At 44.1% G+C, this 19533-nt stretch carries 18 protein-coding genes; 14 read left to right on the forward strand and 4 right to left on the reverse strand.

The genetic code is table 11. The annotated features are described in order from the left end of the window. Nucleotides 1–215 precede the first annotated feature (215 nt). The 3 genes from VIR50_RS08885 to VIR50_RS08895 all read left to right on the forward strand — a co-directional run bounded on the left by VIR50_RS08885 (nt 216) and on the right by VIR50_RS08895 (nt 2615). Nucleotides 216–662, forward strand: a complete 447-nt coding sequence (locus VIR50_RS08885) for a hypothetical protein (protein WP_331934775.1) — start codon at nt 216–218, stop codon at nt 660–662. A 360-nt stretch (nt 663–1022) separates the two neighbouring features. Continuing rightward, nucleotides 1023–1355 carry a hypothetical protein gene (locus tag VIR50_RS08890; RefSeq protein ID WP_331934776.1) on the forward strand — a complete coding sequence of 111 codons (333 nt, stop codon included), beginning with the start codon at nt 1023–1025 and terminating at the stop codon, nt 1353–1355. Nucleotides 1356–2195: 840 nt separating this feature from the next. Then, nucleotides 2196–2615, forward strand: coding sequence for a DUF5675 family protein (locus VIR50_RS08895; protein ID WP_331934777.1), 420 nt, complete (start codon nt 2196–2198; stop codon nt 2613–2615). A gap of 509 nt (nt 2616–3124) precedes the next feature. On the opposite strand, the gene VIR50_RS08900 is transcribed toward VIR50_RS08895, so the two are convergent. From VIR50_RS08900 to VIR50_RS08910, 3 genes are read right to left on the reverse strand one after another with little or no spacing between them, the layout of a single operon-like run. Further along, nucleotides 3125–3388, reverse strand: a complete 264-nt coding sequence (locus tag VIR50_RS08900; RefSeq protein ID WP_331934778.1) for a hypothetical protein — start codon at nt 3386–3388, stop codon at nt 3125–3127. A 1-nt stretch (nt 3389) separates the two neighbouring features. Continuing rightward, nucleotides 3390–3740, reverse strand: a complete 351-nt coding sequence (locus VIR50_RS08905; RefSeq protein WP_331934779.1) for a phage holin family protein — start codon at nt 3738–3740, stop codon at nt 3390–3392. 29 nt (nt 3741–3769) lie between these two features. Then, complete coding sequence (locus VIR50_RS08910) at nt 3770–3985, reverse strand: YtxH domain-containing protein (RefSeq protein WP_331934780.1); 216 nt, start codon at nt 3983–3985, stop codon at nt 3770–3772. A gap of 207 nt (nt 3986–4192) precedes the next feature. Between VIR50_RS08910 and VIR50_RS08915 the strand changes: the two genes are divergently transcribed. From VIR50_RS08915 to rplT, 9 genes are all read left to right on the forward strand, one after another. After that, entirely contained in the window at nt 4193–4675 is a 483-nt protein-coding gene (locus VIR50_RS08915) for an SPOR domain-containing protein (RefSeq protein WP_331934781.1), read from the forward strand. Next, the gene (ruvX, locus tag VIR50_RS08920) at nt 4672–5088 is read left to right on the forward strand and encodes a Holliday junction resolvase RuvX (protein ID WP_331934803.1); all 417 of its coding nucleotides are present in this window, start codon (nt 4672–4674) and stop codon (nt 5086–5088) included. The genes VIR50_RS08915 and ruvX overlap by 4 nt, the downstream gene beginning before the upstream one ends. A gap of 305 nt (nt 5089–5393) precedes the next feature. Then, nucleotides 5394–5957, forward strand: a complete 564-nt coding sequence (def, locus tag VIR50_RS08925) for a peptide deformylase (RefSeq protein WP_331934782.1) — start codon at nt 5394–5396, stop codon at nt 5955–5957. A 3-nt stretch (nt 5958–5960) separates the two neighbouring features. Further along, nucleotides 5961–7928, forward strand: a complete 1968-nt coding sequence (locus tag VIR50_RS08930; RefSeq protein WP_331934783.1) for a tetratricopeptide repeat protein — start codon at nt 5961–5963, stop codon at nt 7926–7928. Between the two features lie 820 nt (nt 7929–8748). Continuing rightward, entirely contained in the window at nt 8749–10701 is a 1953-nt protein-coding gene (thrS, locus tag VIR50_RS08935; RefSeq protein ID WP_331934784.1) for a threonine--tRNA ligase, read from the forward strand. A 152-nt stretch (nt 10702–10853) separates the two neighbouring features. After that, complete coding sequence (locus tag VIR50_RS08940) at nt 10854–12665, forward strand: leucine-rich repeat domain-containing protein (RefSeq protein ID WP_331934785.1); 1812 nt, start codon at nt 10854–10856, stop codon at nt 12663–12665. 183 nt (nt 12666–12848) lie between these two features. Continuing rightward, nucleotides 12849–13532, forward strand: coding sequence for a translation initiation factor IF-3 (gene infC, locus VIR50_RS08945; protein ID WP_331934786.1), 684 nt, complete (start codon nt 12849–12851; stop codon nt 13530–13532). A 76-nt stretch (nt 13533–13608) separates the two neighbouring features. Further along, on the forward strand, nt 13609–13806 hold the full coding sequence (rpmI, locus tag VIR50_RS08950) for a 50S ribosomal protein L35 (protein WP_331934787.1): 198 nt from the start codon (nt 13609–13611) through the stop codon (nt 13804–13806). 42 nt (nt 13807–13848) lie between these two features. After that, on the forward strand, nt 13849–14193 hold the full coding sequence (rplT, locus tag VIR50_RS08955; protein WP_314754681.1) for a 50S ribosomal protein L20: 345 nt from the start codon (nt 13849–13851) through the stop codon (nt 14191–14193). 302 nt (nt 14194–14495) lie between these two features. Here rplT and VIR50_RS08960 read toward each other — a convergent pair whose 3' ends face one another. Next, a complete protein-coding gene (locus VIR50_RS08960) occupies nt 14496–16619 on the reverse strand; it encodes a Tex family protein (RefSeq protein WP_331934788.1) in 2124 nt (707 codons plus the stop codon). A gap of 130 nt (nt 16620–16749) precedes the next feature. Here VIR50_RS08960 and VIR50_RS08965 point away from each other — a divergent pair, with 130 nt between their 5' ends. Both VIR50_RS08965 and VIR50_RS08970 read left to right on the forward strand, forming a co-directional pair. Next, nucleotides 16750–17013: a hypothetical protein gene (locus tag VIR50_RS08965; protein ID WP_331934789.1), complete on the forward strand. Its 264-nt coding sequence runs from the start codon at nt 16750–16752 to the stop codon at nt 17011–17013. A 537-nt stretch (nt 17014–17550) separates the two neighbouring features. Beyond that, nucleotides 17551–19500 carry an ABC-F family ATP-binding cassette domain-containing protein gene (locus VIR50_RS08970; RefSeq protein WP_331934790.1) on the forward strand — a complete coding sequence of 650 codons (1950 nt, stop codon included), beginning with the start codon at nt 17551–17553 and terminating at the stop codon, nt 19498–19500. Nucleotides 19501–19533: the final 33 nt, after the last annotated feature.

The raw sequence follows: 19533 nt of genomic DNA on the forward strand, positions 1-19533 counted from the left end.
TAAATGCTTTAGATGGTAAAGTTAAGCAAAACACTAACAAATTAACTAAAGTAGAATAGACTGCCAATGGGCTACAAACTACTGTAACTTCACATACTACAACCATTAATCAGTTAAATGGTAAGGTAGCTACAACAGAGAAGAGTGTCAGCACATTAACCCAAACATCCAATGAGTTAAAGAGTTAGGTAAAAGGTATAAAAGGTGTAAACGTATTGAGTGGTACTGGAACTGGTGTTGGTTGGAGTGGTCATAAATATATTAATGAGCAACCAGCATTTCAATTTGACCATCAATTAGTTTCACCTATATTTGCTAATGTAAGTGGTAAATATACTGTATCGTTTGACAAATTCACTGGTGAAGACCCTTCTAAAATCAGATTAAAGATATATCAATATGACAATTCACCACTTGACACTAATTATACGTTCCCTATTGAAGAATCCTTTAAAATAAAAGACGTACAAGTCAGTACATTACCAATTAACCAAGAATTAAATAGGTATTACTTAACCTTCAATGAAACCAAGGGAAGTGCTAAAACATTTAGGTTAGTATTTGAAACTTCTAAACCTACTGTATATCTTGCACAGATAATGGTAGAGGATGGAGATGTGATACATAAGTTTAATAGTACTAACTATGTCATTGAGTCATAGATTAAACAGTCCACAGAGGAAATAGAACTAAAAGTGGGTAAGGCAGGTATAAACCTACGAGATGGTTAGATTACATTAAATTCATCTAATACAACTATCAATGGTAATTTATAGCTCAAAAATAGTTAGGATGGCTTCACACTTTATAATTAGAAGGGTATGCCGTCCGTTGAAATAAAGTCTGATGATATAGGAAACACTACAATTAACAGTTAGCAAGTAGAAACAGTGGTGTCAGCTAATTGTAACATAGATGTAAGTAATTATGATAGGCAAAGTAATATAGTAGACTTTTACCCAATTGAGAGCTTAAAATAGACCAACATAATAGTTGGTAAGGGGGAAGCTATAAAATTCAGTATGTTTAACCTTACTTTTAGACATTATGGTCAATTAGTGAAGTTTTATAATGTAAATGTTAGATGTGATATAAAACTTTTTAGGGCTGATGGAAGTTTTGTAAAAGTTCTACAGTCATTACCCCTATCAGTCAATCATAGTAATATATATTTCTATCATAATTTCACTGATGCAGGAGAGTATAAATTACAGTTTCAATTAAGTGGACTTAATTTAGAAGGCAGAATCAGAAATACCAAAGGAGAATATATAAACACAAATACCAATACACCTTATGCAATTTGGAAACTTGATGCAGACTATACCATAACAAGAACACTTATAGATGATTAGTGTTTCACAAAAGTTGCTAACAATGGCTTTTTTGCCAAGCTTGGAAGCAAGGGTAGTGTACTTTTCGACGTTAATGGTATTAATTTCAAATGGGATTCTAATGGTGTTAGACTTTCTGACAGAGGTCTATAGTACTTTGGTTACAGTGATTCTATGAGTTCATCTACTTATGTTGCCACAAAGAGAAACATAAAGGTTATAAAAGAATCAGAAACATATCAATCAAGTGATTCAAGTGTATTTAGCTATTTTGTTAAAAATGATGATGATTACTTGGTTACACCGTTTTCAATTAGAAATTATAGCAAACACATTCAAATTGTGTTAGATTAGGCCCAAGAAGTAAATGGCAGAGAAATTACCATAAAGGACGTAATAAAAGGTAAAAACACTTATGTCTTTAGTTTTAAAGGAATTATAATGCACGATGACACAAGTATAACACATAAAGGGGAGAACTTAAAGATAGATGCAAGGGAACATAAGTATATATTTAGTTCAGATTTAAATTGTTGGTTGGAATCAGTGTTATAATATATTATATATAAATTTAAAAAGAAAAAATGAAATCATAGAGGTGGCAAGAATTAAATGTAAAGGACAGAATCCAATACATTATAGCTATATGTTTGATTGTAAGTGGTATATTAATAGCTTTTATAAGCTTTGGTATCACGCTTGACATAGCTAACGGAGTACTTATATATATTGCTTAGGCATTTGTTTCAGGTGGTAGTATCTTTGGCATTAGCATATACTTTAAGACCAAATTAGGACAGTTTGAATCAATGACTTCAACTAAGCTAATAGAAAAAATAAATGAAATAATAAACAAATCAAATGATACTCAATCTTAAAAGAATGTATTATAAGGAAGATTATACCATTGGTAAACTATATATAGATGGCATATACTTCTGTGACACATTGGAAGACAAGGACAGAGGGTTAAAAGACAATGATAATATTTTAAGTATAAAAGCAAAGAAAGTCTTTGGCAAAACTGCCATACCAAAAGGGACATATAAAGTAATACTTAATGAATCCAATAGATTTAAGAAGATATTGCCTTTTATAGTCAATGTAAAAGGTTTTGAAGGAATAAGAATACACCAAGGGAATTTGTCAAACCATACGGAAGGATGTATATTGGTTGGAAGGAATACTATAAAAGGAATGATAACACATTCCTTTGTTACACTTACAAAACTAATAGAACTACTCAAACCTGCAAAAGATATAACTATTATAATTGATTAATATATTATATTTCTTTTCTTTAGTTAATAAGGTTATAGCTTCATTGTTGAAGTTATGGCCTTATTTTCTTTTATATGGGTAGGGGGGTGATTTTTTAGAGAAGAATGTGCTGAAACCCCCTCCAAATATCCTTTACACGAACTGTAATTTTGAAACTTTATTTGCCATTATAATGTCTTTTTGGGGGTATAAGATTGATATATAATATATACAGTTTTGACAATCCTTCTGCAAAAGTGTACACCAAATTGTACACCAAGACACTTTTTGTTACTTCTATTTTGTACCTAAGTTATTGATTACCAAGTAGTTATGTGTTAGTATAAGGGCATAAAAAAAAGGAGTACCGCCGTACTCCAACCTTGTTAACCTTAAATCTAATACTATGAAAAACACAATGCAAAGTTAGTCATTATTTTAAATAATGCAATTTTGCATTGTATGTTCTGATAAATATATAGTTATTATTAACTTATATAAATCGAAATTAACGAAGTTGGGCCTTTTGTTTACTTTTTCTTTTTGAATTTATGATAAAGTTTCCAACCGAGGATAACCCCATCCAGTATTCCGGCACCTGTATTCATGAGCCCTGAAAAGCGTTTGGATGGAGTTGAGGCGGTAAAAGCTTGTTTGTTATGGAACAATTCTCCCCATAGGGCCTTTATCTTAATATCATCTGTCTGGATTTCTCTTCGAATCATTTCCTTGCGTAGTCGAATTTCGTCGAGATTCCTATAAGCGAACAATGGTTCCTCAAGAGGTCTTGTCATGTTATTTTTGCATTAAAATACTTGCCAAAAATTGAACGAGCGGTTTCTCAATCCACTTCCGGCGGAAAATGATAAAAAGCAAAAAGACGGCGAAATAACAACCGGCAATAATGAGAAATGCGCAGGCTAAGCCCGTGATAGGGGCCAGCGCATGGGCAGCGGCGAACGAAAGATAGATGAAGACGAGGATAAGAAGCAGACTTAATATCCCCATCATCAATACCGCAGTCAGCAGTCGGACTATCTTTTCGACTACGTCAAGCTTGACATATTCGCTTTGCAGGCCGATATAATGCCGAACAACTTCGACCAACTGCCCGATAGTTTCAATATTTTGATCGCTTGAAAACAAAATATGTTGTATCTTTTGGTTGGAAAAACTTATTCGTCTATGTCAGTCGCATCCTTGATGTCATCTACCAAGTCGTCAACATCTTTGCGGGAAACCTTCAAATCGTGCTTTTTGCAAAAGTCGTCAACGGCGTCTGCTATTTTGCTTCTTGTATCTTCACCCTTTGCCGGAGCAAGGAGTAAACCTATTGCTGTACCTGCGATGGCACCACTAAGAAATGCGCCAATGTAACCTAATGTCTTCATAATTCAAATGTTTAAATTAAACCTTTACGCAAATGTAGATAAAAGATTTATTATTTCAAATATTTTTACCACTAATTTTTATTAAATCCATTGGCTTAGTGTGATTTAACAAACTTTATGTAAGATATTTTTCATGCTTTACCATATATTTCGTATCTTCGCCAACATAAAATAATGAGTAATATTAAATAAATAAACCGAAAGATTATGAAGAAATACATGTGGGCTTGCACTGGTTTGTGCTTCGCATTGACATTGGCAAGTTGTGGTTCGTCGGAAAGCGCATATAAGAAAGCCTATGATAAGGCCAAAGCACAAGAAGCCAGAAATATTGAGCCTCAGACTGATGTTCCGGTGGTAACTCCATTGGAAACTCGTCCTGCCACTCAGACTACTGTTGTGGATAATAGTGATAACGTAGTTGTACGTTCTGAGAACTTCAGCGTGGTGAACGGCCCGGCTTTGAAAGCTTTTGGAGTAGTGGTAGGTTCGTTCTCTTTGAAGGCCAACGCCGAGGGATTGCAGAATACTTTGAAGAGTAATGGCTACAATCCTTCTATCGTTTACAATGCGGAAAGAAACATGTATCGTGTTGTGGCTACATCTTTTGATACAAAGAGTGACGCTGCCCGCAGCCGCGATCAGTTGCGTAGTGCTTACAATGGCGCTTGGCTGATCTTCAAAAAATAATGCGTGTACTTTCAATAGATTACGGTCGTAAACGCACCGGCTTAGCTGTGACCGATCCATTGCAGATTATTGCGAATGGATTGGCCACAGTTTCTACGGCTACTTTGCTTGATTTCCTTGAGACATATATTACAAAAGAATCTGTAGAGAGGATTGTTATAGGAAAACCGCTACAGATGAATGGGCAGCCAAGCGAGAACCTGAAACGTGTGGAGGCCTTTGTTAATCGATGGAAAAAGCTACATCCTGAAATACCCATTGAGTATTATGATGAGCGTTTTACATCGGTGTTGGCCCATAGGGCGATGATAGATGGTGGCGTAAAAAAGAAAGTAAGAAGGGATAATAAAGGTCTTGTAGACGAAATCTCAGCTACAATTATCTTGCAAGATTGGCTGTTGTCAAGAAAATAATTCGGGCATTCTGAAAGGTCAATTCGATATTTTGGAACGTAAGAATTGAATATTTTAAACAACGAACGTGGACTTTCCGCAGGCAGAAACTTGCATCTTTAAAAGAAGATATTTAGGCTTTGTTGGTAATGAACTAAGTATTTCATATAAATGATGTAAACAGATCCTACTAATGATGTAAGCATTTCTTAGTAATGATGTGGATATTTGTCAAGAAAGTCACTTGAGATTTAACGGAATAGGAGCTTGTTATTATCCATTAAATACAGAATATTGTCAAGGCAATAACAACAGAATAAAAAGCAATGATTTTACCTATATATACTTATGGGCACCCGGTTTTGAGGAAGGTAGCCCAAGATATTCCTGCCGATTACCCCGATTTGAAAGCGTTGGTAAGCGACATGTTTGAAACGCTTACAGCGAGTGAAGGGGTTGGATTGGCAGCTCCTCAAATAGGAAAGGCCATCCGTGTGGTGGTGATAGATTTGGATGTACTTAGTGAAGAGTTCCCCGAATACAAGGACTTCCGCAAAGCTTATGTCAACGCGCATATCGTAGAAGTGGACGAAAACGCCAAAAAGGAAACCATGGAGGAGGGCTGTCTCTCGATTCCCGGTATCCATGAAGTCGTTACCCGGCCCACTCGCATCCGTGTAGTGTATAGAGATGAGGATTTCCGAGAGCATGACGAGTGGGTAGAAGGCTATTTAGCTCGTGTCATGCAGCATGAGTTTGACCACTTGGAAGGCAATATGTTCGTGGATAGATTGTCACCTTTGCGCAAGCAACTCATCAAAAACAAATTGAAATCGATTATTCAAGGCAGGTTCCGTTGCGGTTATCGCACGAAAAATGTAAGAAAATAAACATTGAGTCGTCGTTCTCTTTTATTACAACTTTTACTCGTTATAGCTGTAGGAGCTAAGGCGCAGTACAATATTGACCGTTTATTGACAAGCGGTCAAATTGCTTTAAGCTATGATGATTACGTTCTTTCGATACAATATTTTAATCGTATCATCGAGTTGAAGCCTTACATTTATCAGCCGTGGCAGTATCGGGCGGCTGCTAAATTCTATCTTGATGACTTCTCTGGCGCTGAGAGCGACGCCACGGAAGCCATCCGACTCAACCCTTTTGTGGATAATGTATATGACCTACGGGCCATATCCCGAATACGACAAAAGAAATACGATAGGGCCATTGATGATTATTCTCACGCTATCCGTTTGAATCCCACCAATCAGAACTATTGGTTGAACCGTGCCATTTGCCGTATGAACGTGAAAGATTATCGGCAGGTGCATTTGGATATTGATACCATTGTAGGCAGGTGGGGCAAGATGTCGCAGGCCTATGCGCTGAATTCAGAGACTTACTTGTTGGAGAAAGACACGACGACTGCGGTCAAATGGCTGGATAAGTGCTTGACTTTAGACCCTTATAACGCAGATGCGTGGACGACACGAGCCTATATCAGCTTGTCGAGGAAGAAGTGGAAGGACGCCGACACGGAGCTTGGAAAGGCCATTCATCTGAAACCTAAGTTCGTAAACAACTACGTCAACCGGGCATTGGCACGCCTTAATGTCAACAATTTGCGTGGAGCCATGGCCGATTATGACATGGCGCTCGACTTAGACCCTAACAATTTCCTCGCGCATTATAACCGGGGACTGCTCCGAATGCAGTTGGGCGATGACAACCGTGCCATCACTGATTTTGATTATGTCATCAAAATGGAACCTCAAAACGTGATGGCTATTTTCAACCGTGCCGTGCTTCATGACAAGACCGGTAATTTGCGTGCGGCCATTCGTGATTATTCAACGGTGATAGACCAATTTCCGAATTTCTGGACGGGCTTGAGTTATCGTGCTAGTTGTTATCGGCGGTTGGGCATGACGGCCAAAGCCGAGCTGGATGAGTTCAGAATATTCAAGGCACAGATGAACAAGCACTTGGGTATTCAGCCGCGTTGGACCAAGAACATGCAGCGAATGGTGAGAAAACGGAGCGAGGTTGATCCCGAGAAATATAACCAAATCGTGGTGGAAGACGAGAACACGGTGGAGCATGAGTACAAAAGCGCATTCCGCGGGCACGTGCAGAACCGCAACGTCGAGCTGGAAATACTTCCCATGTTCATGCTTTCCTACACTCCTTACAGCAATGGTGTAAACTCATTCCAAATCTACGACAAGTCCGTCGAGGCCTTTAACGCCGCTCAGAAGCCCACGCAGCACATCTACGTATCGTGCAGTCCGCGCCAACTGACCGAGGACGAGAGCCGAGTTTACTTTGACAAGATAGACCATCTGTCGGCCCAAATCGCGTCGACCAAGCAGATTGCCACCGTGCTACCGCTGTTGTTGCAGCGTGCGGTGACCTATAGCGTGGTACAGAACCTTGACGCCGCCATCGCCGATTTCGACACTTACATTCAGGAAGATACGACGAACGTGCTGGCCTATTGGCAGCGTGGCGTGTGCAGATACCAGCTTTGCCGTTTCACGGGTGGCGACGTCGCTGCCCAACGGTTGAAGATAGCGTTGGCCATTGACGACCTGAATCGAGCTATCAAGTTGAGTTCCACCAGCTCATACCTTTACTATAATCGGGCCGACATCTATGCTTCGCAAAAGAATTATGAGCAGGCTATCGACGATTATACCCGTGCTATTTCGTTGGAGCCCAATTTGGCCGAGGCCTATTACAACCGAGGCGTTTGCCGAGTGCTTGCAGGCAGAAAGAAAGAGGGTATCAGCGATTTGAGCAAGGCCGGCGAATTGGGTATTTACGATGCCTATGCCATCTTGAAGCGTTATACCAAATAAAGGATGAGACGTAAATGCTCTTCTCGCTTTATGCGGCAGATGGCAAATTGACTGATGGGAAGCAGAAGGTAAAAAGCAATATTTTCTCCCATCGTAATATATTTTTTGATAAATATATCTTGCCGAATGGCAAAGATAAAAATAGAAAAGGAAAGGCCGTGAGGGTCTTTCCTTTATTTGTTTTGTAAAGATTTTTATCCGAAAAAAGTGCGTGTAAAATTGTCGCGTTTAGCTGCCGAAGCGAGGAGTAGTGGGCTTCGGATTGGTAACGCTTGGCGTCCAATGTGGTTGATGTAATGCTTTTATCGCTTCATAACGGTGCTTTCGCCTTGCCATAGTGCAACTATCAGTCGCCGGATATAGCCTTTTCGTCAAGTGGAAAGGCCCCTTTGAGCGGCTCAAAGCATGTATATCATTTGGCTGAAATAGGGCAATAAAAGGGTAGATGGTAAGTAAGGCGTTGATTAATAATGCTTTATGAATGTGTTGAAAAATGCGTTATTTCGGGCCGATGTTTTTTATTTTCTAAAATAACGCACGTATTTTTACCGCTTTGTAAATATAATTCATAGTTTGATTCGTAGATAACCGGAGCATTGTTGAAGGCCCCGTCATGTTATTTATGGGGCATTTGGTTTTAGGAAGATTAAGCACTTGTTTTAAAAACGTTCTATTTCCGGGTGATAATTCATGGATATGTAAGCACTTTCTTACTTATTTCGGTCTTACCGGCAAAAGGTTTTCACTTTTCCATACATTTGTTACCCCATTCGGAAAAATAGTGTTATTTTTGCCCTTGATTAAAAAAATACTAGTTGTTATGGTAAAAATCACATTCCCAGACGGATCTGTTCGTGAGTATGAACAGGGCGTAACTGGTTTGCAAATCGCCGAGAGCATTTCGCCGGCTCTCGCCCGTGACGTTGTATCTTGCGGAGTTAATGGCGAAACAGTAGAGCTGAATCGTCCTATAATGGAAGACGCTAAGATAGCGCTTTATAAGTTTGACGATGAAGAAGGTAAGCACACGTTCTGGCACACATCAGCCCACTTGCTGGCAGAGGCCCTGCAAGAGCTTTATCCCGGTATCCAATTTGGTTTCGGTCCGGCCGTGGAGAACGGATTTTTCTACGACGTAATGCCTCCTACGGGACAAGTTATTTCCGAGAACGACTTCGCTAAGATAGAGGAGAAGATGAGGGAATTGGCCAAGAAAGACGAGGCCGTAGTCCGTAAGGAAGTATCGAAAGCCGACGCGCTTAAAGAGTTTAAGGCCGACGGACAGGAGTATAAGTGCGAACATATCGACCAAGACTTGGAAGATGGCACCATTTCTACCTATTCACAAGGTAACTTCACCGACCTTTGCCGTGGTCCGCACCTTGTTTCTACGGGTGCCATCAAGGCTATCAAGATAACAAGTGTTGCCGGCGCTTTCTGGCGTGGCGACGCCAAGCGTGAGCAGATGACCCGTATCTACGGTATCACTTTCCCCAAGAAAAAGCTACTCGATGAGTATTTGGTCATGCTTGAGGAGGCTAAGAAGCGAGACCATCGCAAGATAGGTAAGGAGATGGAACTGTTCATGTTCTCCGATAGAGTAGGTAAGGGTTTGCCCATTTGGTTGCCCAAGGGAACCGACTTGCGCCTGCGCCTGCAGGAGTTCTTACGCGGACTTTTGCGCCCCTATAATTATAAAGAGGTGATAACTCCGGGCATTGGAGGCAAGAGCCTCTATGTTACTTCGGGCCATTATGCCCACTATGGCAAGGATGCGTTCCAGCCCATCCGCACTCCCGAGGAGGATGAGGAATACATGTTGAAGCCTATGAACTGTCCTCACCACTGCGAAATTTACGCCCGTAAGCCCCGCTCTTACAAGGATTTACCGTTGCGTATCGCAGAGTTTGGTACCGTATTCCGCTACGAGAAGAGCGGTGAGCTTCATGGATTGACCCGTGTTCGTAACTTTACGCAGGACGATGCCCATATCTTTGTGCGTCCCGATCAGGTGCGTGCGGAGTTCGAGAATGTCATTGACATCATCTTGAAAGTCTTTAAGACCTTCAATTTTGAGAACTATGAGGCACAGATTTCGCTACGTGATCCGAAGGATAAAGAGAAGTATATCGGTTCAGACGATATATGGGAAGAAAGCCAAAACGCCATTCGTGAGGCTTGCAAGGAAATGGGTTTGCAAGCCCATGAGGAGATTGGCGAGGCCGCTTTCTACGGTCCTAAGCTCGACTTCATGGTGAAGGACGCCATTGGTCGCAAGTGGCAGTTGGGAACTATTCAGGTAGACTACAACCTGCCTGCCCGCTTCAAGTTGGAGTATACCGCCGAGGATAACTCTAAGCAAACGCCCGTGATGATTCACCGTGCGCCGTTTGGCTCACTCGAACGCTTCACCGCTGTGTTGATAGAGCATACCGCTGGCCATTTCCCCTTGTGGCTTACGCCTGACCAAGTGGCTATTTTGCCTATTTCCGAGAAGTATAACGATTACGCTAAAGAGGTTTCCGACTTCTTGGCAAAGGCCAATATCCGCTCACTTATCGATGATCGTAATGAGAAAATAGGCCGCAAGATTCGTGACAACGAGTTGAAGCGTGTGCCTTATATGGTGATTGTTGGTGAGAAGGAAGCAGCCGAAGGGCTTGTTTCCATGCGTAAGCAGGGTGGTGGCGAGCAAGCCACCATGAGCAAAGAAGAGTTTGCGCAGCGTATCAATGACGAAATCGCCGATATGCTGAAAGCCCTTAACGATTAATAGTAAATATGTAGAATACCAACTCCTCAGGCCTTTTGGGCTTGGGGAGTTCTTGTTTTTCATGGGCTGCTCATGGTTTTTACATTATATATAAATAGGTGAAGAATGTGTTTGTCGGTAAATGTTGGATATTTAATGAAAGTAGATTTTTAATGAACAGTTATTGCTTTCGTCTTTTAAGGTTCCTGCTGCTTTTGGTCCTTAGCGTAAATGCGGCGCGGGCGGAGGGCCGGAGTGAGGACACGGTTATTTACGATAATTGTGCTCAAATGCCCGTGCTCAATTATCGGCATGAGCCGTCGAGGCAGTGGTTGGAAGTGTTTAGCCATACAAGGTTTGCCGCATTGCCTGCGTTAAGAATGGATATTCAGGTGGAGTTTGTTGTAGAGAAAGATGGCCGTTTGACCCATGCGCGCGTATTGGATTCACCCGACAAGGCTTTGGCTGATTCTTTGGTGTCGGCCACTATGCGCATACGGGCCCGTTCCGTGGCGTTCGATAAAGCGGGCAATGCCATACGCTATCGTTGGCGAATGCCCATGAGTATGCGGTTAAACTCTTCGGCTGATTTCAATGTTTATGGCGTAGTGCAACATATTGATGCGACTTCACTCACGGTGAAGACCCCGTCGGGTGTTGTCAGAGTGTTTGATGTGGTTGCCGCAAGGAACGAGGGGCGGCTGTTGGGACGTATCAATAAAAGCGATAGGGTAGTCGTCATTCCCGAGATTTCCAATGGTAAGATGAATGCGTATAAGGTCTTCGGTATCAGCGGTATGGCCGGTTGGTGGGACTACAACGAGAAAGACGAGGAAGTGAATGTTATGCTTAGCGATAAGCATATCAATGAAGGAGCGTTGAATGTTCGTCTGCTTTCACGGTCGGATTTCCCCGTTATGGTCATGGGCAGTGAGAAAGTTCCTGCGCAAAAAGAGTGGAAATGGCATTTCAATAATGACAAGTTGGTGGTGATAACCAAGTCGCCGGAGGGGAAAATCGACAGTAGTGCTTTTTATATCCTTGATATACAGCGTGGTTGTTTGTTATTGAGCCGTGACGCGGAGGGTAGCCGATACTATCGGTTTGATAGGAAACAAGTCAAGCCTTATGCCAATCCTAATCCCGCATTGGCTAAAGCCAAGGGGTTGATCGTCTTTAAGGAAGCTAAGGTTGGTCAAATTTGTGTGGCCAATTGGGACACCGATGGTGATGGCTATTTGAGCTATCGCGAGGCTGCTTCGGTAAAGGATGTTCGGTTGGCGTTCGCCCGTAGTTTTATAACTCGTTTCGATGAGTTTCGTCATTTCACGTCGGTGAGTCGTGTTTCTCGTCATACTTTTCGTAATTGTAACCTGCGTTCTATTGTTATCCCTGCTCAGGTTGATACGTTGATGAGCCGTAGTTTTACGGATTGTGATTCGCTTTCATTGCTGAAAGTATTGGGAAAAAAGACGGTATTGCAACCTTATTTCGCGCGGATGACGGATGGTAAAGGACTTTATATAGCTAATCCCCGATATAAAAAGGTAGATAATTTCTTTATCATAGCCCATGATACCTGCCTTGTTGGCTGGGTTGGAAAGGCTCCTGAGGTAATCATGGTGCCGAAAGGTATTACCGAAATTGCGGAACAAGGCCTTACCTGCTGTTTTAATACCAAGGTGATAGAACTGCCATCCAGTCTTAAAAGTATAAAGAACGCAGCCTTTTCAAATGCAGAGAATTTAGATCATATCGTCCTGCCCGCGTCGGTTTCGTTTGTTGGTGATAATGCTTTTACTTATTGCCATCGCCTGAAGAACATCGAGTTTCAGTCAGAGGTGCCACCGGCTATGGGCGAGAATCTGTTTAATAGCTTCGAGAAGTTCACGATAACGGTTCCCCGAAACAGCATGGATTTGTACAAACAGCGGGTTACCGAATGTTTGTCAGCGCATTATGCGGCCTATATTGTAGGCAAGTAGAAGCTATGGGTGAAAACCAAATGGCGATAGATTCCTCCTCCAAATGCATTTCTTAATTGGTTATGAGTAGGTTGAGTTGCGCTATATTGATAAAAATAAAGACAAAAGTTTGGCCGTTTGGCCGAAAAGGCGTAACTTTGCAGCCGTTTAGCAAAAATAAGCACATTACATCAAAATAGTTGAATGAAGAATGACAAAATGAAAAGTCAGTACCGTATTAATGAACAAATACGTGTACGTGAAGTAAGAGTGGTAAGCGAAGGTGGCGCCGAGGTCATGCCGACACGTAAGGCATTGGACTTAGCTCATCAGCAAGGAGTCGACTTGGTAGAGATTTCCCCGAATGCACAACCGCCTGTTTGCCGTATCATCGACTATTCAAAATTCCTTTATCAGCAGAAGAAACATCAGAAAGAGATGAAGCAGAAGCAGGTAAAGGTGGAGGTTAAGGAAATACGTTTTGGCCCCCAGACCGATGAGCACGACTATCAGTTCAAGTTGAAGCATGCTCAGGAGTTCCTCAATGAGGGCAATAAGGTGCGTGCTTACGTGTTTTTCCGCGGTCGTTCCATCCTTTTCAAGGAACAAGGTGAGGTACTTCTCCTCCGTTTTGCCAATGATTTGGAAGAATATGGCAAGGTAGAGCAAATGCCAAAGTTGGAAGGTAAGAAGATGTTCCTTTATCTTTCGCCGAAGAAAGCGGGCATAGCAAAGAAGAGCCAACAGAAGATGGATCGTGAAAAGCGTGAGGCTGAGGCCAAGGCAGGTCAGACTTTAGAGCAAGAAACGATTGCTGAAAACAATGGACTTGCCAACGCTAAAGGTGGTGAAGCCTTACGTAAACTTGCTGAAAGCGCAGAAGATTAATTGACAAAAACAAGATGCGTAACGCCCGGTATATGCGTTGCCATCGGATTATAATAACAATTTAAAATTCAAAAAAATGCCAAAAGTAAAGACAAACTCCGGCGCAAAGAAGAGATTCGCATTCACCGGTACTGGTAAGATCAAAAGACATCATGCTTACCACAGTCACATTCTGACTAAGAAGACAAAGAAGCAGAAGAGAAACCTTGTACATCAGACATTGGTTGATGTAACAAACATGAAGCAGGTTCGTGACTTGCTCTGCCTCCGTTAATTATTAACTTTTTAGTCGAACTTTTTAAATTAGAAGAAAACTATGCCAAGATCAGTAAATCACGTTGCGTCAAAAGCAAAGAGAACAAGAATTCTGAAGCTCACTAAGGGTTATTATGGAGCAAGAAAGAATGTCTGGACAGTAGCAAAGAACACTTGGGAAAAGGGTCTTACTTATGCTTACCGCGACCGTCGTAACAAGAAACGCACATTCCGTGCACTTTGGATTCAGCGTATCAACGCTGCAGCTCGTTTGGAAAACATGAGCTATTCTACATTGATGGGTGCCCTTCACAAGGCCGGTATCGAGATTAACCGTAAGGTTCTCGCTGACCTCGCTGTTAACAACCCTGAGGCTTTCAAGGCTATTGTAGATAAGGTTAAGTAAATAAAAGAACTTACATTATCATAATAAAAGCGTAGATTACTATTAGTAGTCTACGCTTTTTTGATTGTTGTTATCTTGTGAAATTCTTTTCGATAGTTTGTTTATTAGGTATTATTCTTATGTAAATAGGCTTTGTGAATAAGGAAGTTTTCGGGTTTGAAGTAAGTGGGGAAGGCGCTTGTAGTGAGGAAGCGGGCTGTTGAAAAGAACTATCATGTTTTATGAGAAATGAAGGATGGAGGGAAAAAAGAGGAGGTCCACGAGTAATGTGGACCTCCTCTTATGCGTTTACTTGCTTCATATTATGCGTTTACTTGCTTCATACTCAAGGCGATACGGTTGCGTCGGCGGTCGATTTCGATGACCTTTACACGCACATGCTGATGGAGTTTCACCACTTCGTTAGGGTCGCTGACGAAGCGGTTGGCCAATTGTGAGATATGGACCAAGCCATCCTGATGGACGCCTATGTCGACAAAGGCACCGAAATTAGTGATGTTCGTGATGATACCGGGCAGCTCCATGCCCTCGATAAGGTCGTCAACCGTATGTACATGCTCATCGAAAGCAAATTCTTCCAGTTGCTCACGTGGGTCACGACCGGGCTTCTCAAGCTCTTTCATGATGTCGGTGAGGGTGGGAAGTCCTACCTCCGGCGTTACATATTGGCCTATGTTGATAGCTTGTTGCTTGTTTTTATCCTGAATAAGCTCCTTTACGGTGCAGCCTTGGTCCTTGGCCATCTGCTCCACAATGTGATAACTCTCAGGATGGACGGCCGAGTTGTCGAGCGGATTCTTGGCTTCGGGCAGCCGTAAAAAGCCTGCGCACTGCTGATAGGCCACATTGCCTAATCGGGGAACCTTCTTGAGTTGGGCACGCGAAGTGAAGCCTCCATTCTCCCGTCGATAATCAACGATGTTTTGGGCCAGCGTCGGTCCCAGTCCACTTACATAGGTCAGCAACTGCCGGGAAGCCGTATTAAGATTCACACCCACCAAGTTGACACAACTTTCCACGGTCATATCCAGCGAATGTTTCAGCTTCGTTTGGTTCACGTCATGCTGGTATTGGCCCACACCAATGCTTTTGGCGTCAATCTTTACCAGCTCGGCCAGCGGATCCATGAGTCGTCGTCCTATGGAAACAGCGCCACGCACGGTCACATCTTCATCGGGAAATTCCTCACGGGCAATAGGCGACGCCGAGTAGATAGACGCCCCATCCTCGCTCACCACGTAAGTAGGGATGTCCTTTATCTGTCGTAATATATCAGCCGTCTCACGACCGGCGGTACCATTTCCCACAGCGATGGCCTCGGCATTGTAACGCCGTGCTATCCCCGCAAACTTGTTGAGCGCGTCGCCTTTGGCCTTATCGCCAACGGCAAACACGACCGTGTGGAAAAGCAAATCGCCCTGCGCATCAAGACACACCACCTTACAGCCCGTGCGAATGCCCGGATCCACACCCATCACTCGCTTCTGTCCGAGCGGCGCGGCCAAAAGAAGTTGGCGCAGGTTTTCGACAAACACACGGATGGCATCGTCGTCGGCAGCCTCTTTACCGGCATTGGCAAACTCCGTTTCGATGGACGGTCGTATCAGCCGTTTGTAGGCATCGTCAATCGCTTCGCCCACAAGGCACTGACAAGGGCCCAAGCCATGCACATAACGACGCTTGATGCGGTCGGTGCATTCCTCCTCTTCCACGTCGATACTTACCCGCAACATACCCTCGTTCTCACCACGGCGCATGGCCAATAGGCGGTGGCCGGAGCAACGCTTTAGCGGTTCGCTGAAGTCGAAATAGTCAGAATACTTTTGCGCGCCCTCTTCCTGCATCTTGCTTTTCACGACCTTTGACGTAATCACGGCGCTGCGTTTGAAGACCAACCTTACTTGTTGGCGGGTTTGCTCATCCTCACTCACGGTCTCGGCGATGATGTCCTGCGCTCCTTTCAGTGCGGCCTCGACACTCTCAACTCCCGCTTTCACATAGCGTTCGGCGGCCTTGTCCGGATGGGGCTCACGTTGCAGCATAATGAGCGTGGCCAATGGTTCGAGTCCCTGCTCACGGGCTATCTGCGCCTTTGTGCGCCGTTTGGGCTTGAAAGGCAGGTAAATATCCTCCAAGGCGGTAGCGTCCCAACACTCATCGATACGCTTTTGCAGCTCGTCGGTCAGTTTTCCCTGCTCGGCAATGGTCTTCAGGATGGTTTCCTTGCGTTTAGCCATGTCCTTCAGCCTATTGTTCAGCTCGCTGATTTGCTGAATCCTTACCTCGTCCATCGAGCCGGTGCGCTCCTTGCGGTAGCGGGCTATGAAGGGAATGGTGCAGCCCTCGTCGAGCAGTTGCAGCACGTTATCCACCTGCGGGGCTGCCAATTGCAGCTCCCGAGCTATCTTATCGGTAAAAATATTCATCTTCTTAACGGTTTAGGAGTGCAAAGATAAGGAAAAATTACGGCAACCGTTTGCGTGGCATAAAATTAAGTCGACCTTTTGGGTAATTGGGAAGAATGTGATAATTTTGCAGTCCATCAATCCGTGAAGTATGATAACGAAAGACAGCGTGGAGGCAGCTTATTGCTTTTTTCATCAGAAATGGCAGGTTTACGATCGCTCAACAATGGCTTGGCAGCGTGACGATATAGAGTACGCCATCGACTCTTACACCCAGCAAATGAGCCCCGCGCTCTATGCGTGGTTGGCCGATGGGCGTATGGATTTCTTGCGGTCGCACGATCGTTTCGCGGCCGACATGGCGCAGGCCGTGGCACGGTTGGAGCAGTCGGAGTGGTTTTCGGTCGGCGAATGACCGTCGTTTGCGGGAAAAAGACATGTGTGGCAAGCCGTATTTTGTAAAATATTTATCCCATTTTCTCATGCTCTTTCTCGGCGTCATTTAGCGTATGACAGCCTTGAACTTTATCTTTCTACCGGCCAAATCGTGCCTTCGGCTGTATCGACGCGCCCTTTTCGTTTGCTGAAAGCAGCCCTTTCAGCCCCTCAAAGCATAACTTTCATAGGGTTGAAAGGCCATGGTAAAACTGTCAAAACACCTGCTTTGAGGGCCCGAAACAGCCCCGTCGATTTGTAAAGAAAATACAACCGTCTGATAATCTTATACTTACAAAACAGCCAAAAATCACGTTATTTCCGCCCAAAGATTTTCTATCGCGAAATAACGCCCGCATTTTGAGCATTTTGTAAATAATATTCTGAATTTATTTTTTCAAAGAATTAAAATAAAACAAAACCGCAGTCGCTTTCTTATCTTTTATAAAAAGGAATCTGATTTTTTTGCGATATTGGTCGTTTTGACGTAATTTTGCAAGGAATACAGACAGATGTTATGATTTCGATAGAAGGATTAAAAGTAGAATTTGGGGTTAAACCATTGTTTCAGGATGTAAGTTTCGTCATCAACGATCGCGACCGTATAGCGCTGGTTGGAAAGAATGGAGCCGGCAAATCTACCATGTTGAAGATATTATGTGGCTTGCAAAAGCCCACGGGCGGCAATGTCGCCGTTCCCAATGACACGACAATAGGCTATCTGCCGCAGGTAATGAAGTTGCAGGATGACACCACCGTGAAGGAGGAAACCCGCAAGGCATTTGCCGACAACACCAAAATGAAGCAACGCTTGGAGCGCTTGCAGCAGGAGATGGCCGACCGCACAGACTATGAGAGCGAGTCGTACAGCCAATTGGTGGAGACCTTCACGCAGGAACATGAGCGCTACATGATGATTGGAGGCGACAATTACGAGGCCGAGATAGAGCGCACGCTCAGCGGACTTGGCTTCCAACGAGCCGATTTCGACCGTCCTACGAGCGAGTTCTCCGGCGGCTGGCGCATGCGTATAGAGCTGGCCAAGATATTGCTAAGGCGGCCCGACGTGTTGTTACTCGACGAGCCTACCAACCATCTTGACATAGAAAGTATCCAGTGGTTGGAGCAGTTCTTGTCGCAAAGTGCCAAGGCCGTGGTGTTGGTAAGCCATGACCGGGCGTTTATCAACAACGTTACCAATCGCACGTTGGAGATAACCTGCGGTCGGGTAGAGGATTATCGGGTGAGCTATGACCGGTATGTGGTGCTGCGCAAGGAGCGTCGTGAGCAGCAACTCAGGGCCTATGAAAACCAACAAAAGGAGATAGCCGACATCAAGGCCTTCATCGATAGGTTTCGTTATCAGGCTACCAAGGCCGTGCAAGTGCAGCAACGTATCAAGCAACTCGAAAAGATTGTGCCCATAGAGGTGGATGAGGTCGATAACAAAGTGATGCACCTGAAGTTTCCCCCCTGCCTTCGGTCGGGCGATTATCCCGTTATTTGTGACGAGTTACGCAAGGATTACGGTGCCCACACGGTTTTCTCCGACGTAACTCTTACGATAAAGCGTGGCGAGAAGGTCGCTTTCGTCGGTAAGAACGGCGAGGGTAAATCCACGCTTGTGAAGTGTATCATGGACGAGATTCCCTACACGGGGCAATTGAAAATAGGACATAACATCCAAATAGGCTATTTCGCGCAGAATCAGGCCCAACTGCTCGATGAGGACATCAGTATTTACGACACCATCGACCGTGTGGCTACGGGCGACATGAGGCTTCGCATCAATGACTTGTTGGGGGCGTTCATGTTTGGCGGAGAAACGTCGGAGAAGAAGGTAAAGGTGCTTAGCGGCGGCGAACGCAGCCGTTTGGCCATGATAAAGTTGCTCTTGGAGCCTGTCAACCTGCTGATTCTCGACGAGCCGACCAACCATTTGGATATGCCGTCAAAGGACGTTCTCAAGGAAGCCATTAAGGCTTTTGACGGTACAGCCATCATTGTGAGCCACGACCGAGAGTTCCTCGACGGGCTGGTAGACAAGGTGTATGAGTTTGGTGGCGGTCGGGTGCGTGAGCATTTGGGTGGTATCTACGACTATCTGCGGGCTCATCAGGCCGAGAATATCAATGCGGCGTTATCTTCATCGGCCGCGGCGGCAGTCTCGCAACAGCCCACCGCGGCTATCGACTGCGCTCCCTCGGCAGGCAAGCAGAGTTATGCGGACCATAAGGAGCAGCAGAAGAAAGTGCGCAAAGCGGAGAAAGCGGTCAAGGAATGCGAAGATCGCATTGCCCGTTTCGAGGCTCGCAAGGTGGAAATTGACCGTTTGCTGTGTAAGTCCGAGAATGCTTCCAACATGGAATTGATAACCGAATATACCGAGCTCATGAAGCAATTGGACAAGGCTAACGAAGAGTGGTTTGGCCTATCGGAGGCTTTGGAGGAAGTGAAAGCGCGGTAGCCCTTTGCCGGCAGTGTATGAAGAACCTTGCCG

It is taken from the genome of Prevotella sp. (assembly GCF_036570325.1).
Classification (GTDB): domain Bacteria; phylum Bacteroidota; class Bacteroidia; order Bacteroidales; family Bacteroidaceae; genus Prevotella.